We start from the raw sequence: 21,945 nt of genomic DNA on the forward strand, positions 1-21,945 counted from the left end.
TAATTTATTTTTTTGGCATAAGAAAAATAATGTCAATTTGATATTTGAAAATTTTTCAATGAATTTTCCGTATAACATGAACTTATTTCTTTTTTATTTTAGTAATCAAAATTATATGAATATAATATATTTGTGCATTTACTTAGCAAGACAAGAGTCTTTAAAATTCATATATTTATCATATAATATATCATCATTATAGCTATCTAAAAAGGTAATACGTCCAGGGCGCATCATTCTACTTATTTTAATTATCTCTTTAAAATTATAATCAAAATCTATACAAGTAAAAGCAAGGTCAATTTCCAATCCAATTTTTTTACTATAATCGAGAATTTTCTCGCTTAAATCATTTTGCAAAAACAAACAAAACAAACTAACTGCACCCACCTGATAACCGTGTAATCTATTATTAGAAAGGCCCAGATAATCAATGGCATGGCTTATTAAATGTTCACTACCACTACAAGGTCTGCTTGTACCCGCTAATCCCATCGCAATTCCAGAATTTATCTGGCCTTGAATAATCATCTTGACAAAATCCTTGGACTTCAAATCTATGTCATTAAAATTTATAGAAGAATGGGCAGCCATTCTTGAAAATTGAAAAGCAATATCATTTATCGTTTCATTTGAATTATTTGCGGCATATACCCAATCATTAGTTGCTGACATATTAGATAAAATATCACCAGCTGCAGATTGTATAAATTTTGCGGGAGTATCTAAAATTATCTCTAAATCAATTAATACACCAAAAGGCATTAATCCTGCAAGGCTTTCAGTTTTGCCTTCCTTATTTTTTAATACCGAAATTGGAGATATCAAGCCATCATTTGAAAAGACTGTAGGTATTGCGATATGATTTACCCTATGTAAAAAAGAAACTCTTTTTACAACATCTAAAACTTTACCTCCACCTACACCAATAACTAAATCAATATTTTCATTGATAACTATCTTAACAATTCTTTCAACCTCTTCAATAGTATTATCAATAATTACCTCTCTTATGATATTCCCATCAAGCTTAATTTTTGATGCAATTGATAATGAAAAACTATGTCCCGAAACTATTAAGACCCTGTTAAAAAAAATACTTTTTGAAATAAAAATTCCATTTATATCATCAATGATTTTATTTTTAACTTGAAATATTATAGGTAAATCTGCTATTTGCTTGTATATTGCCATTCTATAAATTCTGAAATATCCTGAAACTCAAATGTCGGTTCATAATTAACTTCGGGTGATTTGTTCTGTTCACCAGTATTGACATGAACCGTATCAATATTTAACAATTTACCTAACTTAATATCTGTATAGTATCTGTCGCCAATTAAAACAGCTGAGGAAGCATCATAGTTACTATTGTCTATGATTTCCAAAATTCGTTCTTTCATATAATAACCAGGTTTACCAAAATGATCTACCCAATTAATATCAGTGGTATTAGATATTAATGATACAATGGCACCACAATCTGGTATAGGCCCTAAAGCGCTTGGACAGGCAAAATCAATATGGGTTATATAATACGGAGTATTTGCATTTATAAATTCACAAGCTTTTTGTGTCTTCAAATAAGTTAACTCTTTATCAAAACCAACTAAAACCATCTCTGGATTTTCCTGATTTTGTACAGGACCTCCATTAAGTTCAATTTCTTCTACAACTGTTTTTGGTAAGAGATAGAAGCAAGAATTTATATTTTCCTTTTTGGCGAAAGTTAAAAAAATATCTACCGGGGTAATAATATTTTTTTCTTCAACAAACTTTAAACCTAAATTAATTAATTTCTCAACGTAATCCCTTTTATTTACACTGGTGTTATTTGTTAAAAACAATACTAGTCCATCTTCAAAATTTATTTTATTGAGTTGCGAAATTATGTTTTTTATAGGCAATCCATCGACATAGACGGTACCGTCTAGATCAAGTATAAAAATTTTATACATACTTATTTAGAAAAGAGTTTAGAAGCAATCTCAAGATCCGTATGATTATCTATTTCATACCACTTATAAGTATCAATAAATAAAGGCTCCATTTTTACTGCTTCCTTTTTTACAATTGCATCAATAGCTACTTCTGTCCAACTGTTCAATTCACCTCCTTTTATCACTTCTTCTACATAAAGAATCATATTAGTACTTTCTGCACCAACAAATCTGTACATATCAATTGACGTAAATGTAGTATTAGTTTTTGAATATGTTTTTGAAATACCCTTTACTAAATTATTCTCCACTTCAATTTTCATCGCTTCCTCGTTAAAAAACAAAGGATCTGCCATAACACATGATTTTGTGCTATTTAAGCATTTTTCTATAATTTCATCCTCATAAATACAATCTGCATTAATAACAACCATATCCGAAAGATCAGTTATACTTTGAGTCGCTAAATAAAAAGAATACATATTATTTGTGGTTTCATAAACATCATTGAGAATAATATTCACGTCAGAATTTTTAAAATGATTCACCACAACTTCTGATTTATATCCCACTACAATATTTATCTTGATCTCTTTCTCTGAGGAGTTTAATTGATTTACTAATCTCTCAATTAATGGTACATTGTTAATTGGCACCATACACTTAGGAACGCTATTAGTAATTGGTCGAAGTCTCGAACCCACTCCAGCGGCTAAAATTATTACGTTTATCATAATTATATATCACATTATAAAATCCAATTCTAATTTAAATGGATTATTTTTTTGTTTGTTTACTTATCTGTAGTTCTGGCTCATCTGTAGTGAGATAATCAAATTTATTTTTTAAACACCAATCCATATATCCATCTGCATATATGGTCCAAACGTTTAAGAAAACACCATTCTCTTTTGCAATTTGAATCCATTCTGGATGATCTTTATAAAAGACGGACAATTTATAATCAGCTGCAGATATACCATCTGATTTAAGTTGTAATGGGGAAACATCTCCTCCTAAATATTGAATATTAGCATATGCATCAATACTTCTTATATGCTTTAGCATATCATAATCAAAACAAGTATATACCATGAATTGGTGAGCTTTTAATTTTTCAACACATGACAAAACAGCTAATACATAAGAATATTTTCTTGACGAACTTAAAGAATAGTTTTTTAATTCACAAAATAATTTCGTTGTTGTATTATTTTGCATTCCTGCAATTATAAACTCTCTCAATGTTGGTATTTTTTCACCATTTACGAGTTTTAAACTGATCAAATCTGTATATCGCGAAGTTTGAATATCAAAATTATTATATTGAGAATCATGATTTACAACCAAGGAATCATCAGCTGTAAAAACAATGTCAAATTCGGATCCTTTACATTTTAATCTAACAGCTTCTTTAAGTGATTCAAGCGAATTTTCAGGTAAATTCTTCTTTCTCCACGCGCCTCTATGCGCAACAGCAGAATTGGAAGCCGAAATTAAATCAGTTATTTCTTGTGGTGTATAAGCAAATTTGATAATACTTGGTTTCGATGTTAAATCACCACCGGTATCTTCCTGTACAGAACAACTAACAAAAAAAGGCATTAAAATAAAGAGTAATTTTCTTTTCATACATTTAATAAATTTTAAATCAGGTTATTAACTTTTTGCAATGATAATTTTTAAAATTTATATATACTAAAAAAAACATTTTTTTTATTAAAATAACACTACTTTAATATTAAATAATTAAGTTTCATTAGTCTTTTTAAAGAAAATTCTTTAAAATAATCTCAAATCACTTGCTACCATCTCTTTTACCAAAGCTGCCAAATCATATTGAGGCTTCCAACCCAATTGAGTTTTTGATTTTGTAGGATCTCCTATTAAAAGATCTACTTCTGTAGGACGGTAATATTCAGGATCTACACGCACTACTACTTTTCCTTTTTCTAATTGATATAAAGGATTGTTGCAGGTTAAAATTTTAGCCACTTCGCTTTCATTTTCTCCTTCAAAAGTTAATTCAATTCCAACTTCTGCAAAAGCCATAATAACAAAATCTCTAATATAAGTAGTAACTCCTGTGGCTATCACATAATCTTCTGCCACATCTTGTTGCAGAATTCTCCACATTGCTTCAACATAATCTTTGGCGTGACCCCAATCTCTTTGTGAATTTAGGTTTCCAAGATAAAGACACTCTTGTTTCCCTTTTGCTATTGCAGCCGTTGCCATTGTGATTTTACGTGTCACGAAAGTTTCACCACGTCTTGGAGATTCATGATTAAACAAAATACCGTTACATGCAAACATGTTATAGGCTTCTCTGTAATTTTTTGTGATCCAGAAACCATAAATTTTGGCTGCACCGTATGGAGAACGTGGATAAAATGGTGAGTTTTCGTCATAAAACCCTTTTGCATTTTTATTTTCTGCCAAACCTCCGTAAAGTTCTGATGTAGAAGCCTGGTAAATTCTCGTCTTTTTTTCTAGACCTAGTATTCTTACCGCTTCTAAAATTCTTAATGTTCCCAATCCATCTACATTTGCTACATATTCAGGAGAATCAAAAGATACTTTTACATGAGACATGGCTCCTAAGTTATAAATCTCGTCAGGTTGTACTTCCTGAATTATTCTGATAATATTAGTTGAATCAGTTAAATCTCCATAATGGAGCTTAAAATTAACATTCGCTTCATGTTGATCTTGATAAAGATGATCAATTCTTTGTGTATTAAAAGAAGAGGCACGCCTTTTAACTCCGTGTACCTGATATCCTTTTTCTAATAATAATTCCGCTAAGTATGATCCGTCCTGACCTGTTATTCCTGTTACAAGTGCTATTTTTTGTGTGCTCATGTTTTGAGTTTTGAGTTATAAGTTATGAGTTTTGAGTTTAAAATCACAGTAAACGATTTCATTCTCACTAATTCATTTCTCTACAATTTAACTTGTTTAAATTTATCTATGTTCTGTAAAAACCAGTCATAAGTTTTTTGAATTCCATCTTGTAATTCTACCTGATGTTTCCATCCTAAATCATGCATTTTAGTGACATCCATTAATTTCCTTGGAGTTCCATCTGGTTTATTAGCATCCCAAATTATTTCTCCTTTATGACCAGTGATTTTTTGAATAGTTTCAGCAAGTTCTTTTATTGTTAAGTCCTCTCCTGTTCCTACATTATACAAATAGTCTGGCAATTTATTTTCTAAAGCAAAAACAACTGCTTTGGCCATATCATCAACAAATAAAAACTCCCGCATTGGTGTTCCGCTTCCCCAAAGTGTTACCGGAGCATTATTATTTTCTTTAGCCTCATGAAATTTACGAATCATAGCCGGTAGTACATGAGAAGTATTTAAATCAAAATTATCAAATGTACCATATAAATTAGTTGGCATTAGACTTACATAATCTTTACCAAATTGTTTTCTAATGGCTTGACATGTTTTTACACCTGTAATTTTTGCAATTGCATACCATTCATTTGTTGGTTCAAGAGTATCTGTCAAAAGATAATCTTCTTTTAGAGGTTGTGGAGCTAATTTTGGATAAATACAAGAGCTTCCCAAAAAAATAAATTTCTCAACACTGTTTTGCAAAGCCGAATCTATTAAATTATTCTGAATTTGCATATTTTCCATAATAAATTGATATGGATAATCATTGTTGGCTAGAATCCCACCAACTCTTGCAGCAGCATCAATTATAACATCCGGTTTTTCTTTATTTATAAAGTCACGAACAGCCTTTTGATCTCTTAGATCCAATTCTTTGCTGGAAACACCCAATAAATTGCGAAATCCTTGGTCTGAGAGTATTCTCCAAATAGCACTACCCACCATTCCATTATGTCCTGCTATATAAATTTTAGTTTCTTTGTCCATTTTTAGTTTTTTTAAAGCTATTATTTTGGGCTAATTTACGAATGCCTCGTAATTTCATAATCTTTAATTAACTTTAACCTTACAACAACTTAACACTTAACGTTAAAGCACAGCTTCGCTCTCCCAACTCCCATTACTAGAAATTAGAAAAATCAGTTCGGTTGCAAATATATCGACAATTTTTAGATTTTTAAGACAAAAAATCGCACTAATTCTTTCAAAATTAACGATCTAAATTATAAATCTCAATATCAAACAGATAGAAAATTTCAACTTGAAAGAATTCATTTATATTTTTGCAAAAATAATATTTAGAATAAGTCAAAAAATACACAAACTCAGAAATACCTTATTATAATACTTTAAAAACTCATGACTTCGTTAAGCAGAAATCACTTGAAAAATTATAAAACATTTAGAAACTTAACGTACCTTTAATCGCTAAATTGTTTAACAAAACAAATTTTTTTTTAAACAATTCAGGTTCAGCAGTATCTACAAAAAAAATTATGAAAAAAGTTTTATTCTTTTTCTTTATATCCTTCTACTACACTAACGCACAAACTTATAATTGTACAGATCCAATAGCGAAAAACTACAATTCGAAAGCGACTATAAATGACGGAAGCTGTATATATGAAGCTAAAAAAGTTAATCCACAATATTCAAAGCCCTTAAGCGATTCGATCAAAGAAACTTCCGGGTTATTATTTTTTGACAATTTATTATGGACACATAATGATGATCATGACAAAACAATTTACGGATTAGATACGCTAGGAATAATTAGAAAGAAAATCGTTCTTGAAAAAATTATTAATCATGATTGGGAAGAAATCGCGCAGGACAGTTCTTCTTTATATATTGGAGATTTCGGAAATAATTTTACTGGTAACCGAACCGACTTACAAATTTTAAAAATCGAGAAAAAATCATTTTTAGAAGAAAATCCGGTTATAGAAACTATTTCTTTTACCTATGCTGATCAAACTGATTTTTCTCCCCAAAAACAAAACTCAACCAATTTTGATTGTGAGGCTTTTATCGTTGCTAAAGACAGTATCTATCTGTTTACCAAACAATGGAAATCATCTCAAACCAGTATTTATGCGTTACCAAATCAAAGCGGGAATCATATCGCTCAATTTAAAGAATCACTTGATACAAAAGGCCTGGTTACTGGCGCTACTTATTTAGAAGAAAAAAAACTTATTATACTCTGCGGATATTCTAAACACGGAAAGCCTTTTTTATATTTATTGTATGATTTTAAAGATCATGATTTTCTATCAGGAAATAAACGACGAATTGATATCGGTTTTTCTTTTCATCAAATAGAAGGCATTGCTACGAATGATGGTTTGCATTATTATCTCACAAATGAAGCTTTGATTCGGAAACCTGTTTTGAATGTTCGTCAACAAATCCATTATTTTGATCTAAGTCCGATTCTGAATTCCTATCTCCATAAATAATTCGCAAATCGTAATATAATAGTTTACTTTTGCAAAAAAGTTGTGTTTTGTAAAACCTTCATAACTTATAATTTATAACTCATACTTCATAAAGTGAATTACTTATCTGTAGAAAATATATCGCAGATTTCCCAAAATCAGAAAATTCGCTTAACCCCCTTAAAAACACATAGATAACAAGCTTTTTTGAAATTTTTATATTTCAGAATACACCAGTAAATACCATTTTATAACAATAAATTAGAGACCAAATTAGAGACCTTTTAATTTCATTTTTGTATCTTTGTTTTGATGAAAGCAATCACTCATAGATACACCCTTAAATCCAAAAGCAAAATCTTGGAAAACCGCACCACCGCTGAGTTGGTGATGGCGGAAATAAGCGGTGCATTCAAAAGTACAAAAGACGGAAAATTGAGTTATAAGAAGTTCCAATTCTCCCTGGAAGTAACCGTTTTACCTCAGTATTTTGGAATAATAAGAAAAAAAAGAGGCAAAATGGGATATATTTACGACCCTAATACCATTAAAAAATATGAGAAGTACAATAAATTACTGCGCAATAAAATTGCAGATTTTGAATTTCATATAGAAGCTACCGCAACTTATTTCAGAAATCAGGAACCTACTGCACAACAGGTTAAAAATTATCTTTTTTCCATTACCGGAAGAGAAAAAAGAAAACATCAAGAAAGCTTTGAAATACTTACCTTTCTAAATAATCACATCAAGCATTTAGAGAATCTTGTTGGAAGTGGACGAAAAGATGAAGTAAAAGAGAACACAATAAATTCATTTAGAAATCTTGTTCCCCTGGTAAAAAGATATCAGGAGGCGAAAAGTAAATTAATATTTGAAAATCTAAATGAAGAATTATATCGTGACTTCTGGGATGTAACCAATAAACTTAAAATGGGCGACCTTAGAATTGCCAATTATAAACCAAAATCTAAAACAAAATTTGCATCAAATACTATTAAAGCATACCAAAATTATTTTATACTACTCTGCAAAGCCGCCAGGAAACAGCTCATCAATATTCCATTGGATTTAAGTGATACTAATCTAATCAACAGTGCCGAAAAAACAAATTCAGCAAAAACGGATGCTTTTTTAAAAGAAGAGGATATTTTAAAAGTAATGAAATATAAACCAATATCAAAAAATCTGGCACTAGCAAAAGATTATATTATTATTGCCAGCCAGACTGGAATGAGACTCCAGTCAATGCAGGAGGCAAAAGACAGAAGTATTGAACTCTGTACCAGTAATAAGAATGTGTTTTACTATCTACACACCATTCAGGAGAAGACCTCAACAGAATGCTACACTCCCTTATTCTCAACAGCGCTTGACATCATCAAGAAAAACAATTATAGATTTCCTGATTTCACCTGTATCACACTCGCTAATCTTAATATTAATATTAGAAGCGTGCTAAATTATGCTGGAATAGAAAATAGTAGTTTATTCAGCACACATAATTTAAGAAGTACTTTCGTGAGCAATCTTTCCCTATTAGGCCTCTCAGAAATTGCAATAAGCAGCGTTACACATCCATCGAAGAAAAACAATACTAGTAGTGTACATATTTATGACAGAAGAGACATGTTAGATAAGGCAATAATGTTTACTCAGGAAATTAAAATAGTAAATAATACTAAACATTCCAAGCTTTATAAATTCAACTAAATATTTTATTTCGCAAAACAAAAAGCCTACAAATATATTAGAAGCAACCACAAAAGAACATATAATGGCATTCCTCATTTTTTGTTGTGCAATCCTTCATGATAACATTTCAAATGTCTGCCTTACCAATTAAAGACCACTTTCTTTTTCTTTTTATATTTATACTTATCTGATTTTCACGCCTTGTGCCCTAGGGAATCGCATACCAAGATGAGAATACAAACTTCTTACTTTACTACGCCAGTCAATTTGAGACATAGCCCAAGATTTATGACCATCAACGATATGAATGTTATCATGACTATGGGTAGGCATTCTCATGGAGCTTTGAACAGAATCAAATTTAAGTAAAAAATGAGGATTATCGATCGGGGAAAGATGTTTCTCTAAATCAAAAATTGTTCTGTCACTCTCTGCATTAAATTTAATATTTTTAACTTTCAACTCCTCATATAGTTTTGAGAGTGGGATTTCATTAGTTATAAAATCCAGATCATAAATATCTTTTTTAGTTGTCCGGTTGGCTGCACTTACTAATTTAAACAATCCAATATCTGTTTTTGACAACATACGAATATTTTCCTTAACCTCAATAGAATACAGGTTTTTCATGTTTTGAAGTAGTTCAATTTTTATAACCAGACCACTATCGACTTTTATAAAAAATCTTAGAAAAACAAATTGATCATTTATATCACAGGGGTTGTCAAACCTGGTCGCTTTTTCACCGTAATAGACTGATACCTCTTCTTCTATTTTTTTAAAGCCATCCTTACCGATTATATCGGGAGAAAATAAATCAATATCATCAGATATTCTATGATTGTATCGCAATGCTAAATTTGTACCGCCTCCCAGCGCAAAACTTGAAAGCGACGGCAAATTCTGTAGCTCTAAAATAGTTTTTAAAATATCAGGAGAAACTGCTCTCATTGTAAACTCACATTAATCATATAAAACAAAACGCTTAAACGGCTCTATACTATAGCGTCTGGCAACGCTTAAACATATCTTATTACTGATATTTTCTTTAGTGCTTTTTAGGCACTTTACAATATCTTCGGGAGAATATAAACTTTCCAACAATTTTATATCCGATTCAAACGTATCAGTTGTAGTAGCATATAACGCTCTTGGAATTATAATAGCTTTATCTCTTACAAGATTAAGTTTACTACAATCCATATCCCAAAATAAGTACTTGGGAAAAATGTCTGTTATATGTTTTTTTTGCTTCATTTCACAAAGATACAACTAACTATGGTATAATACTTTTATATTCTCTTTATTAATACTTTAAAGATCTCAAAATCTACTCTCAGCAACCGTTAAAAGATCGTTAAATTAAATATCAAGGGTAAAAATTACTTATGATAGAATTTATTAAAACTTCTTTTTGATCTTATTGTATACTTTTTAAAATTCTCAAGATACCCCAATGATTATTAAATTTATAATGTAAATAATTATAATGGATCTAAATATCGGAATCACTTTTGAAATATCAATACCGACAAAACATTTGAATTACATAATGTTGGTTTTTCAACACGAACCAACCTGCTAAATACTGGTTTTCAACACCATAACTATTTACTGCAACGATTGTAAAAACAGAAAAAGGACTAATATCACTCGTGTCTTTACAACACAAGTAAGATGACTATTTTACCTCTCCCAATCTAATCTGTTTTAAAAATAAGCGGCCAATACCGATTCACATACCTGATTAACACAATGTTTTCTTCCCTTTGACAAAACTAAAAGAATCTGTAGAAGATTTAAGTTAATATCAAAGCTAACGATATCCTAAATTATTCTTGATCGGTGTGCTTAAACTATGTAGTATAAATGTTTTACCTTCACTTTTTTATGTTTTAGTGACAAGCCATACGCAAGAGGAGAAATGTTAAGAAAGACAGCTATCCAGATTACGATGAAGCTTTTTTTGAATTAATGGTCGAGCTCTCATATATAAAACACTTAAACAAAAATTATAGAATATATAAAATAATATTATGAAAGAAAGTTAAATATTAAACATATGAACAGGATATACCAATTATAGTAATCATTAAAATTAATTATAAAATTTCCTGCTTTTTACGTTCAATCAAATAAGGTCCTAATGAAAATATTTTTTGACACTAGATCAAATTTCTTTAGCCGCTATAATAATTTTATTTTTTTTTTTAAAAGTATATTTTTTTCTGATATAGCATAAATAACATCTTTATCAGCATGAACAATAACATTGTCAAAATTAGCTTCTAAAAGTGCTTTTGGGTCTTTAATTTTCAACGTAAAGGCAAAGTGACCGTTTTATCTAAGGCTGATAATTCTCCCCTGTATCACACCATCGGTATTAGTATCTGTATTCTTTGGCAATGTTTTAATTTTTCCAGAATAACTTTCGGTATCTTCATCCAGAAAGTGACCCTTAGAAATTTTAAATACTCAAACAAAGGTATCAGAAATCTAAAACAATGCCACAACTCTCTTGTTGAAATTTACCAACGCTTCACTATCAAATACATAATTGGAAAACGATATAGCAATTTATATTGACTTTCAAAAAAGACTCACTAAAACACCCGCTTTCTTTTTATTATTTATCCACTTATAAAATTTACGCACTAGTCAAATATAGTAAAGCAAAAATAAACCATTACACGTGTATACGTGAGTAGCGTTTTTTTTTACCTTTTTATCTTTCTTGTTTACATTTGAATTGCAAAGAAAATAGGCTCGAATTTAGTGCCATTAAAAAGATAAAAAAGTATAAACGTTTTTTTACTCTAACATAAATCAAAACTAGCAAACATGAAAAATCAAAAACACGAAAACAAACATCTAATTACTATACGATTAACTTGGACATTTATATTTTTGGGAACAATTATTTGGACATTGAGTATAATTAATATAATAAAATCACTCTTACAGTAATCCTTTTTTTGTATCTAGCAAAATTTATAACGAAACAAAAAACATCTTCCTTCTAATAAATTTACTTAATCGTCTTCTTTAAAATCGAAATTATATTTGCGCATTAATTGCTTCTATAAAAAGATTTATTACAATTGAATTTCTGCGGTCTTTATATATATTTCATATAACAAAAATACACCTCTAGCAATGTAAATGTTTATGTTATCTATATTTTCTCCAAGGACAAAAACCAATCCCTTTTTATCAGCAACTTTTCCTACGTCAGCATTATAACTATCTGTAGCTTTTTTGACATCAAAACTACTAGTAAACAAATTATTATATGCACTTTTAAAATATATTGTTAAAGACCTTAGCTCCTGTATAAATTACATTACAAATGTCATTATTTTTTTTAACTCTATTAAATGTATTTTATCTTAATATTAATTCTGTTGTTCTGTTTTTTTATAATGATTTTAAATTGATCAAAGCTGGGTTTTTTCTTTTTTTCCATAAAAAAATCTGAGAAACCAAAACCTTCCTTCGGTATACCAATTAAATTTTTATTGAGTTTTCCATTATTATTCTCATCATCAATAAGAATAATACCACACACACCAGGTTCAAGATCACAATTAACATTCATCAAACCATTATCAATATTCTTTTTTATAAAAACTAATTTTTCAGAGACTTTCTCTAGCTCGTAATCTTCACTATTCTTGAATATATTTAATATAATTTGCCCATTTTCAGAGCGGAAACCAGAAATTTTAATCCGAGTATTTTGTCCATAAGAAGTGAGGTGAAAAATAGTTGTACATGCTATAAACCAGCTTAAGCAAAAGAATTTATTCATTATATTTGATTTTTTGAAATGGACTATCTGCTAAGCTAGTTTTGGAATGCTTCAAATATCATTTTTACCATTTTGGCTTCAAAAAATATATTTAAAATTTGAAATTACCTACTATTTTAGATTAGACAGAAAGCAATCTATTGTGCAAAACAGTTTCGTTATGACTGTAGTAATATACTATATTTCTTAAGATTATACAGCATTCAATTAGTGAGATTGTAATTTAATTTGTTTACTCTTTCTATCATAAAAAACATAGACATTTCCTTCATCTCCCCATTTTAGCCCAATACTATTTTCAGTGCTAATTTGAAGCAGTAATTTTAAATTTTCATTATTCTTATTTTGAGGAGTAGCTTCTTTTCGAAGCCATATTGGATAACCCAAGTTGGGAGCTATATTCATATTCCTTAACTAATTTTTTTACTATTAGATTATAATAATTTATATGAATCGTCATCCTGTATTCTATGTAAAAATTCTGATGCCTTCCTATTATTCATCCATAATCATGCCATATCAGACAGTGACTTAAAATTCTTAAGCTTGATGCTACAATATTTAATATCTTTTAAATTATAAGGTTTTTACCAAAGTTATTATTTTATCTATATTTAAATTATCATACACTTAACCATTCAGCCATTTTCAAAACTTGTATGTGTTTTTTTATTAAAATCATAAAAAAACTGGATTAGTCTAATGTTTCTAGGTATTTCAATATTATTGGTATTAAAAACTTGAAAGATAAAAAGTCATTTCCATTCCATCTCTATAGATTTAGGCTAAACTTCACCCATTTCAAAATAAGGATTACCTCCAAATTGTGACCTAATAGTTAGAGTTTTCCAAGTTATTAGATACCTGTTCTATAATAATTTTAGTTGCATTGATAATAGTGTCTTTCAAGCCTCCTATTTAAATTGCCATCATCGAATTCCTTATTTAAACAACTCTCTATCACATCACTAATAATATTTGACTTTTTTTAAATATTTTCATTTTACATTTATCTATAGGCAGTTAATAACTTAGAAATAAAGATCTTACAATTATAAGAAATAAGAATAGCTATTAATACTATTATATCTTTCTACTAAAAAATTATAAAACCCAATACGAGATACTGTAATAAATTAATTTACACTTTACAACAGTACTAATTAGTTTTAGCACAAAACATTTTTAGATTACAATTCAAAAACCATATATTATTACATAATCACATAGGAACTGAAATTATAAATAATCAACACCCATATCATATTAGTTTCTTTCCCTTACAATTCCTTTGAGTTTATTTAAACTTTAACTTACTTTGGATTAGTTCAATTAATTTACAATGTATTTTTCACTTAACAATAATAGAAATCTTCAATTCTATCTGTTCATCTGCTGAGATTTGAATCTCCTTTTGGGGCGATCCAAAGTCAGTATCATGCGCAATAATTATGATCAATAATATCATTGAAATAAAAGTGCAACATAAAATCACTAATCCAAATATCATTCTCATAAAATATAATTTTTAATTTTTCATAATGAAGTTCAGAGATAATCTTAACGAGTATCGTTCATTTTTGTTAAGAATCTGAAATGCAAGTCAAATTCTTTAAACATTAAAGCATTCAAAATTAATCATTAAACAAGATTTTTAACAAAAAAAGCTACACAAGTATACACGTGTACATTAGATTTAAAAAATCAATAGACTTGTATCAGATAATTAAAGTTGATTCTTTCCAAAATGAGTATAAATTGTATATAAGATTATTCCATAACAGTATATACAGAAAAAGTCACTTAAAAAAACAAAGAAGAAAAATTATTAGAAATCTTTACCTTTTGGAAAAAGGCATATAATTATCCTCTTGCAAATTATAATAAATCATAACTAATTCTTCTCGCATTTTTGGTTTTTATTCATTTTTAAAAGAATTTATCTTTTTAACATTCTAAGTGATGTCATTTCCAAATTGAATGAACTCGGTATTAAAGTACCTTTTTTCTCTTCAATGAAAAAGAAGCATTACTTTATTAAATAAATGTCTTCTATTATGATCGCTTAAATTTCGACAGGTGTTGATATAAATCTTTTTTCCAGTTCGGCATACTCCAAAAGAGTGGATCGCAGTCTCACAATTCACATTCTGTTTGAATTTTCTTTTTCCATCATCGTCCACTTTCATTGTTTTCACACTCTTTTCTTTTAGTGTCCCCAACATCGAGCATAGATTATAGATAAGATAAGTGGCTGCAAACAACAAATCATCTTGCCAGCCAGAGGAAAAACATGATTTAAAAATGTTCAAACGTTTAAGATTAAAATGAAGTTTTGGCAATTCCTATTATGAGTTTATTTAAGCTATGATAGTCCTAAATAGTAATACTTAAAAAGAAAGCAGTTCTACAATAAGCAATCAGACAGTTGATGATCTATTGACAGCTATAAAAAACATCCTAAAGAATTTCATCTCTATAAAACCTTGTAATCATTCGTAAATTCGCTGAACAAATCGAGTCTCTTATAATAGTCATATTTAATGTGACTAAATAACGAATAGCCAATTTTTAGCTAAAAATACGGCTAAATTTTCTTTGATTTTTTAATGAATTATGATTCATTATTTACTGAGATCCTTTCCATAAACCATTTAATTTATATGCTTAAGATAAGTGTTTACCGGAATTCATCTCCAAATGTGTTATTGAAGAAACTACCGTATCTTATAATAAGAATGAAATAAAAAACACATACTTATTAGTAATATTTTTTTATTTAATAATACAAATGGAAAAACTTGGTTTAAGTGATTCTTTTAAAGCAGGAATTATTTAAATAAAAAAAATGCCCATTGCTGAACATCTTTAACTAAAACAAGCAAAATACTTGAATCGTAATCGTAAGGAACGAATTCAAAGTAAATTACCTATTTTTCAAAACTAAGCAAGAAAAAACAATACACAAGAAAAAATAATACATAAAAATACGCGAGTAAGTACCTTATTTTTAATTTACATTATATGAATATACTAAGGTCCTTCTAGCTATCAAATAAGTATACGATTGTTTAAACATTAAAAATCACATGTCGTTTTGACTAATATTGATCACTTGGCTATTAGTAAAAAAGGAGTATTAATGATAGAATACATGTCTAAAATTTCTTTTATTCTAGTTTTTAAAATAATTCTATAACCATAAAGCATTATTAAATGACTTCTCACTGTTAATCAACACAAAATCAGCATTTAAACTAAGCACAACAACGTCTAAATAAGATACTTTATTTCTATATACTAGATCACATTCTAATTCATAAACTTAAAGAGCACATAACTTCTAAAAACTATAAAATATTTTTTTCTATATTTGACATAGATTTCGCTTGTCAAAAAAATTCATTATTATAAATTTCAACATATAAATCAATACTACTCAATTATATTTTACTTCAAATAACTGCACCTAATCGGTTAAATTAAATATATAAAAATGCCCACTTACGTGGGCATTTAAAAAAACGACAAACTTTATAAGTGCCCGCTTGCATTACCGGCGTCAATTCATTAAACCTACTAAAATATAAATTTTATGCCATGCAATCCTATAAAGTTATCTAAATAAACACGACAAACTTAAGTATCAAATAACAAGCCGCAAAGTTTTTAACCACACACATCTACACGTTTAATTAAAAAAATGCATGACAATTTCAGAATGAGTAAATATAATGAACATACTTAAAACTAAAACAGGTACTATCTAAAGAACAAACTAAGATACCTATCAATACTGTTTTGATAAACTTACACCTAATTCAAACTCATTCACTACCTGAATATAATTGACTTTAACAAGATTATAAGGTCATCTAATTAATAATTAAAACTCAATATAATATAATGAATAATTACACGTTTTTAAACAGAAAAAGCGGAAAGTTTTTTATTCTTTCAACATATAATCTTTTTGATTTTGTATTAATTTCCAGATAAAACAAATCACTATAAATGATAGTAAGAAACAATCTTCTGATTTCATTTTGAATTAAAAAAATATTATTCCAATATCATCGAGCAAATTGTTGTCTTTGATTACCAATCATAAATCTACTTTCATTTAATATGTTTTATTAAATAGAACGCGATTATCTATACATTTACATTTATTATGTTTCTACTATATTTCAATGCAACATTTGAGGAAATCATACAAATATTGTTATCCGCAATTTACTTTCTAATAGGTGTGTTTATAATTTTTTTCAAAAATAAAGAATAATAATAATAAGTTATACATAACAAACAACATAAAATCTAACTGACAAATCATTTTTTTTCAGTTTAGATAAGATCAAAGAGACTGTTTGAACAACGAATATTTTGACAATATTCATTAACAATCCGAATTCTTTGTATAAAAAAAGCCACTGCCCGGCTAATTCTGTATCTTTCTCATATTTTAAATACTAGCAAAACTTTTAAAACTGTTGCCATTTCAAAAACGATTAAAACCCTTTAATGCACTTAACTGTACAAAAAATATAGTTTTCCACTTCACCAATCTGTGTCAACGATTCTTCCATATACAACCTAAACACTTGACAATAAAAAACTCTATAATAAATTTTAAGAATAGATTAAGTGTTTTAGCGCTCTATCTTTATTCCATGGATATAAATTAGTCTAGATTGATTAACCTTCCGAGGCTAATATTAACAACTTGCTTTAAAATTTATCTAAAACTTTTTTGAGTTTATCGCTTCTGAATCAGTTAATAATAGATTGGTCAACAATTTCATGGAAAGTCAGCCTACATTAAATTGATATTTTACTCAGTCTGAGTTTACTTTTCAATACAAATACGCATTTATTCATAAGCACACATTCTTTAAGCAAAATTCTTTCCTATGGCTTTAATACAAGTTCAAATATTAATCGACTCGATAAACCTAGTCAAAACTGCTCAAAAACCATTCTTTCCGAAATTATAATGTCTGCCCTTATAAATAATCAGTTGTTAATTACAAATTAAACATACTAATGAAACTTATTAAAATAAAAAAACCACCTCACTACTGAGGCAGTTTTCTAATCCAAAAACTACAAAAATGAAAAAAAATCCCTAAATCTCCAACCTAATTGTAGTAGTCCAAAAATAGAGAAGCAAAATCTATTTGTTTTTAAAAACCAGACATACATATACGCGCGTACATTAATACAATCTACTAATCTTTAATGATTTAAAAATAGATTAATACCCAAATGAGTACAAATACATGAACTTACTCAATTAACAAAATTGAAAATAAGAATAAAAAATCAATTTTAACAAACATGAAAACAAACTTATAGGGTTTATAACTCTAAGTAGCCAACTTCTACAAATATTCATTCTTCTAGAACATGAAAAAACATTCCCCTGAAAAAATGCATAAAATTTAATATTTTAAAAATATTCTACCTTCGGCTATACAATTTATTTTATAGGACATTCTTAAAGATCGATTACTATATTACTCACATGTCCATCAGACATCCTTTTTTACACTTTTGTAATTTCAAGAATCATTGGAAAAATTTGAATTAAAATTCTATAATACCCTTTGTTAGTAAAAACTATTATTCAAGCAAAAAAACGATACTCTTTTTAAACTTTTTTCTCAAAAGTGATGATCGTTTAAAATTTTACAAAAAACTTCTGTTATGAAATATTTCTCTTTATGAGTATGGTTATTTAAGCTCCTAAAATACGATCAGCTGAAATAATTTCGAGTAATTTTTAAGTACTTTCTGACAAACAGTCCCATACTTCCAATAACACACAATCAAAAGAAATTTGTTTAACATTTTCAGAAAATGTAGACCATTAGCTTATACGTTTGTACTATCAAAAAAGTAAATTATTATTAAACTATGTTGATTTTTTTTGATAAGGAAATATAATATCTCCAAAGAGTAGTCTAGTAAAAAAATATCTAGATCTCAATTTAAAAAATATAAGTAATTTTAGTTTTTTTTCTTAAGACTAATTAAAAATTATGTTTAAACTTGATAACCTATAGGTTTTGGGATTGATGTAGAATTTTAACAGAAGACCCAACCAGATCAATTCTATAAATATTCAAAAAAAACAGAGGTTCACCAATATTTTTTCAAGACTTATGTCTATAAAAAATCAGAAAAGCAAATACAAACCCTATAGCAAAATACAGAAGTCTTACAATTATTTTTTCTCTCAAAATTTCATCTTTCTTAAAATTGTTCATATTTTATTTTTTTAAATATTAATAGATTACAAATAAAAAGAATAAAACATTTGTTTCTAAAAAAAACACCACACACTTATACACAAACTAATCACAAAATAAAATGGTTATATCAGAAACTATGTAACCATTCTTCAATATATTTACTAACTATAGTCGTTTTAAACCACAAAATTTCCTTCCAGATTAAATAGAAGCAGTGCTATAAAATCGGGAAAATATTTTGAAAACATTGTAGTAATGAAACATATAACAACTACTTGTTTATTCCACACGCTCCCTTCACTATTATATTAATCCGCAAGCAACAGAGTGTAAATTAAATCGTACTATCTATTGCGGCATAATCACCACAATATTTCGTTTTAATCAAAAAGTGACTTTGAATACTCGCTTGAATGATTACTAATATTTAAAATAAGTTGTTAATTTGTCTTTACTTAGATTGACGCAGTTTATTGTTCGTAAAAAATACTAACCTCTGTTTTGTTTTTTTTATGTTATGAGAACTAACAACTTTAATTAATAAAGAATATCAATATCTTCAATAACCAAAGAATCTCTAATGTTTGTGCCTTTTTTTTCTAAATGCAAAATCTTTAATTTCAATTTTTCAATAGTTTGAGCTTGCATTAAATTCAATTCTATATTACATATTCTTTCAAGTTGATGCTCACACTCTATAAAAGTACCTGTAGGAGTTAAATTTTGCTCTGCTTTGTTTATAAACATGTTTCCTTTCCCTGTTAAAAGCCACTCTTTTGACACTTTGTATTTCCAGGAAAAAACATCGATATAAACTTCTAGTATGTCATTTTCTTTTACAAATTTAGAGATTCTAATTGGAGCAATATTAAACAACTTTCCAAGCTTCATATAGCTAAGATTCATTTGTTTTCTTGCATAATCAAATCTTTCTCCACATGTATTTAATGTCTTCATTTTATTTCACTTTTTATACTAAAACATTTTATAGTTAAATTATACTTTCAAAAATGTACATTTTCAAGGATTTTGGGCCTCACTGTTTAATATATAAATATTTTATTTTTACTAAACTCTAATTAGTTTAAAATTATAAATCCAACTATATAAATTATCACCTAAGAAGAGCAAACACAAAGCTATCTCTTTTAAATATTCCTCCTTTTCATTTAGATACTTATATCTACACGCGTGTATAGGATTTTATACAGTAATTTAATTTACAGTTCCATAAACAAGAAATTATATCTAAACAAGTATTTTAAAATCATTTGAAAATACATTTAGGTTACTATAGTACTACATTAGAATAGAATAAATTATATGCTGTTTCCCAAAATCAGCACAATAATTCAAGATTAGAAAAGTTAAAACATAAACTCAACAAAAACATGTTACAAACAAGGAGAATATTTGTAGAATTGCAAATACTTTTAACTATTCTTTATAGAAGTAGACAAGTGATTTATTGACTTTCGAGTTAAGCTCTTTTCAGTAGAGTGAAACAAAATTCATGTAATTAGCTGACAGTATGACTTATGCGCAAGATTTTCTTTGAACCAGAGTACACTACACAGTAGAAATACACAAGATACAGGTGTTAAAAAAACTTTACTAAACATTCTTCATCTGAAGTTTTCAATACATTTTTAGTGAAGTCAATTCATTAAGAAACTATACCAATAATACTTTGAGCATTAAACTTTTACGGAAGAGAGGGCTGCCAAATAACATATGAAATTAAATATATGTGTTTTAACTATATCCAGACTAAAAGTTACTATCGAAGTAAACATCTAGTATATTTTTTTAAGCAAGTAGAAATATTTAATTAACTCTACTGGCAAACGTCACTTAAAATTCTTTTTCTTTCATCTAAAAATTCATTGAAATTTATGTCTCCTCTTTTATATAACTTATTTAACGCTATTAATTCTACTGTAAGATAAAGTTTATCGTCTGATTCGTTTAAATCTTCTATTATCAAATCTTCTACTACCAGATTTTGTTTATAGTTTGCATACACCCATACTAAAATAACAAACCATCCAACAATTGTCCAACCTAAAAATAAATTTAAAATAACGATTTTGTATTTATCGTTGTGTTGTCTACCTAAAAAACTAGGTGCTAAATAAATAGCAAATACAGCTAAAAACACAAATATTTCCATAATTTCTACCATAACCTCATAATTGTATGTACTTTTAATTTTATATACCAACTAATATTACTCTTAATTTTAAAAAAATATGACTTTCTTCACCAAGCATTAAAAAACAATCAAAATTATTAAGATACTTGTTTAAGCAATTTACTTTAACTAGCAAATAGTTTTTAAAACCGTGTAAGAACCTAAACAGTTCAAAACTAGCAAAAAAAGAAGTGGAAATAAGAAAATGGGTTACGCATTTATACACATACATGGAAGTAATATTTTGACACTTAATTTTTTTTATGCTTTGCTCTATGTATAAGGAACCAAAGTTAATTCAAAATATGTAAAAAGTAACTTTCTTAAAGGACAGAGTCGATGGAAGTTGTTTCAATCATAGCAGTTAAGAAATAATTCTTCTACATTTTTCCATGAAATTCTGAAAGGCTCTTTACAACATGTCATTAAGATTATACCCTATCAAATTTCAACATCATTTTAAACTGGAATCAGTACTTAATATAACTTGGAATTTGTAATTATTGACCAAAATATTTAAATAAAATTCAGAGAGAAGGATTTATAAAATAAGTCCGTTTAAACGATAGTGAGTTGATAAGCAATATTCTGCATATTTGATTTGAGAGAAGTTGAGTAAATACGGAATTTCAACCTACAATTGAGATTAATCACTTTGTGATTATAATAAAAAAGGGTTCAACTTTTTAAATTAAAGT

14 protein-coding genes are annotated in these 21,945 nt (G+C 28.0%); 2 read left to right on the forward strand and 12 right to left on the reverse strand.

Going from position 1 to position 21,945, the window contains the following annotated elements:
* Positions 1–138: 138 nt before the first annotated feature.
* The 6 genes from AC6CH4_RS16925 to AC6CH4_RS16950 all read right to left on the reverse strand — a co-directional run bounded on the left by AC6CH4_RS16925 (position 139) and on the right by AC6CH4_RS16950 (position 5,836).
* Positions 139–1,194, reverse strand: a complete 1,056-nt coding sequence (locus AC6CH4_RS16925; protein ID WP_498105002.1) for an iron-containing alcohol dehydrogenase — start codon at positions 1,192–1,194, stop codon at positions 139–141.
* Complete coding sequence (locus AC6CH4_RS16930; RefSeq protein ID WP_498105004.1) at positions 1,173–1,958, reverse strand: HAD hydrolase-like protein; 786 nt, start codon at positions 1,956–1,958, stop codon at positions 1,173–1,175. The genes AC6CH4_RS16925 and AC6CH4_RS16930 overlap by 22 nt, the downstream gene beginning before the upstream one ends.
* Positions 1,959–1,960: 2 nt before the next feature.
* Positions 1,961–2,674: a phosphocholine cytidylyltransferase family protein gene (locus AC6CH4_RS16935; protein ID WP_498105006.1), complete on the reverse strand. Its 714-nt coding sequence runs from the start codon at positions 2,672–2,674 to the stop codon at positions 1,961–1,963.
* 43 nt (positions 2,675–2,717) lie between these two features.
* Complete coding sequence (locus AC6CH4_RS16940) at positions 2,718–3,572, reverse strand: glycerophosphodiester phosphodiesterase family protein (RefSeq protein WP_498105008.1); 855 nt, start codon at positions 3,570–3,572, stop codon at positions 2,718–2,720.
* Positions 3,573–3,722: 150 nt separating this feature from the next.
* Positions 3,723–4,805 carry a GDP-mannose 4,6-dehydratase gene (gmd, locus tag AC6CH4_RS16945; RefSeq protein ID WP_498105010.1) on the reverse strand — a complete coding sequence of 361 codons (1,083 nt, stop codon included), beginning with the start codon at positions 4,803–4,805 and terminating at the stop codon, positions 3,723–3,725.
* 80 nt (positions 4,806–4,885) lie between these two features.
* Complete coding sequence (locus AC6CH4_RS16950; RefSeq protein WP_498105012.1) at positions 4,886–5,836, reverse strand: GDP-L-fucose synthase family protein; 951 nt, start codon at positions 5,834–5,836, stop codon at positions 4,886–4,888.
* A 509-nt stretch (positions 5,837–6,345) separates the two neighbouring features.
* On the opposite strand from AC6CH4_RS16950, the gene AC6CH4_RS16955 reads away from it, so the two are divergent.
* Both AC6CH4_RS16955 and AC6CH4_RS16960 read left to right on the forward strand, forming a co-directional pair.
* Positions 6,346–7,311, forward strand: a complete 966-nt coding sequence (locus AC6CH4_RS16955) for a T9SS C-terminal target domain-containing protein (protein WP_498105014.1) — start codon at positions 6,346–6,348, stop codon at positions 7,309–7,311.
* A gap of 339 nt (positions 7,312–7,650) precedes the next feature.
* Positions 7,651–9,003, forward strand: coding sequence for a site-specific integrase (locus AC6CH4_RS16960; protein WP_498105016.1), 1,353 nt, complete (start codon positions 7,651–7,653; stop codon positions 9,001–9,003).
* 165 nt (positions 9,004–9,168) lie between these two features.
* Here AC6CH4_RS16960 and AC6CH4_RS16965 read toward each other — a convergent pair whose 3' ends face one another.
* The 6 genes from AC6CH4_RS16965 to AC6CH4_RS16990 form a co-directional block, all read right to left on the reverse strand.
* On the reverse strand, positions 9,169–9,936 hold the full coding sequence (locus AC6CH4_RS16965) for a nucleotidyl transferase AbiEii/AbiGii toxin family protein (protein WP_498105018.1): 768 nt from the start codon (positions 9,934–9,936) through the stop codon (positions 9,169–9,171).
* Between the two features lie 12 nt (positions 9,937–9,948).
* Positions 9,949–10,242, reverse strand: coding sequence for a DUF6922 domain-containing protein (locus AC6CH4_RS16970; protein WP_498105020.1), 294 nt, complete (start codon positions 10,240–10,242; stop codon positions 9,949–9,951).
* Positions 10,243–12,358: 2,116 nt separating this feature from the next.
* Complete coding sequence (locus tag AC6CH4_RS16975; protein WP_498105022.1) at positions 12,359–12,796, reverse strand: DUF2141 domain-containing protein; 438 nt, start codon at positions 12,794–12,796, stop codon at positions 12,359–12,361.
* A gap of 207 nt (positions 12,797–13,003) precedes the next feature.
* Positions 13,004–13,201, reverse strand: a complete 198-nt coding sequence (locus tag AC6CH4_RS16980) for a DUF1963 domain-containing protein (protein WP_498105024.1) — start codon at positions 13,199–13,201, stop codon at positions 13,004–13,006.
* 6,389 nt (positions 13,202–19,590) lie between these two features.
* A complete protein-coding gene (locus AC6CH4_RS16985) occupies positions 19,591–20,010 on the reverse strand; it encodes a hypothetical protein (protein WP_498105026.1) in 420 nt (139 codons plus the stop codon).
* 880 nt (positions 20,011–20,890) lie between these two features.
* Positions 20,891–21,238 (reverse strand): superinfection immunity protein, encoded by a 348-nt coding sequence (locus tag AC6CH4_RS16990; protein ID WP_498105028.1) that lies wholly within the window; start codon positions 21,236–21,238, stop codon positions 20,891–20,893.
* Positions 21,239–21,945: the final 707 nt, after the last annotated feature.

It is taken from the genome of Flavobacterium sp. GQ95 (assembly GCF_059758655.1).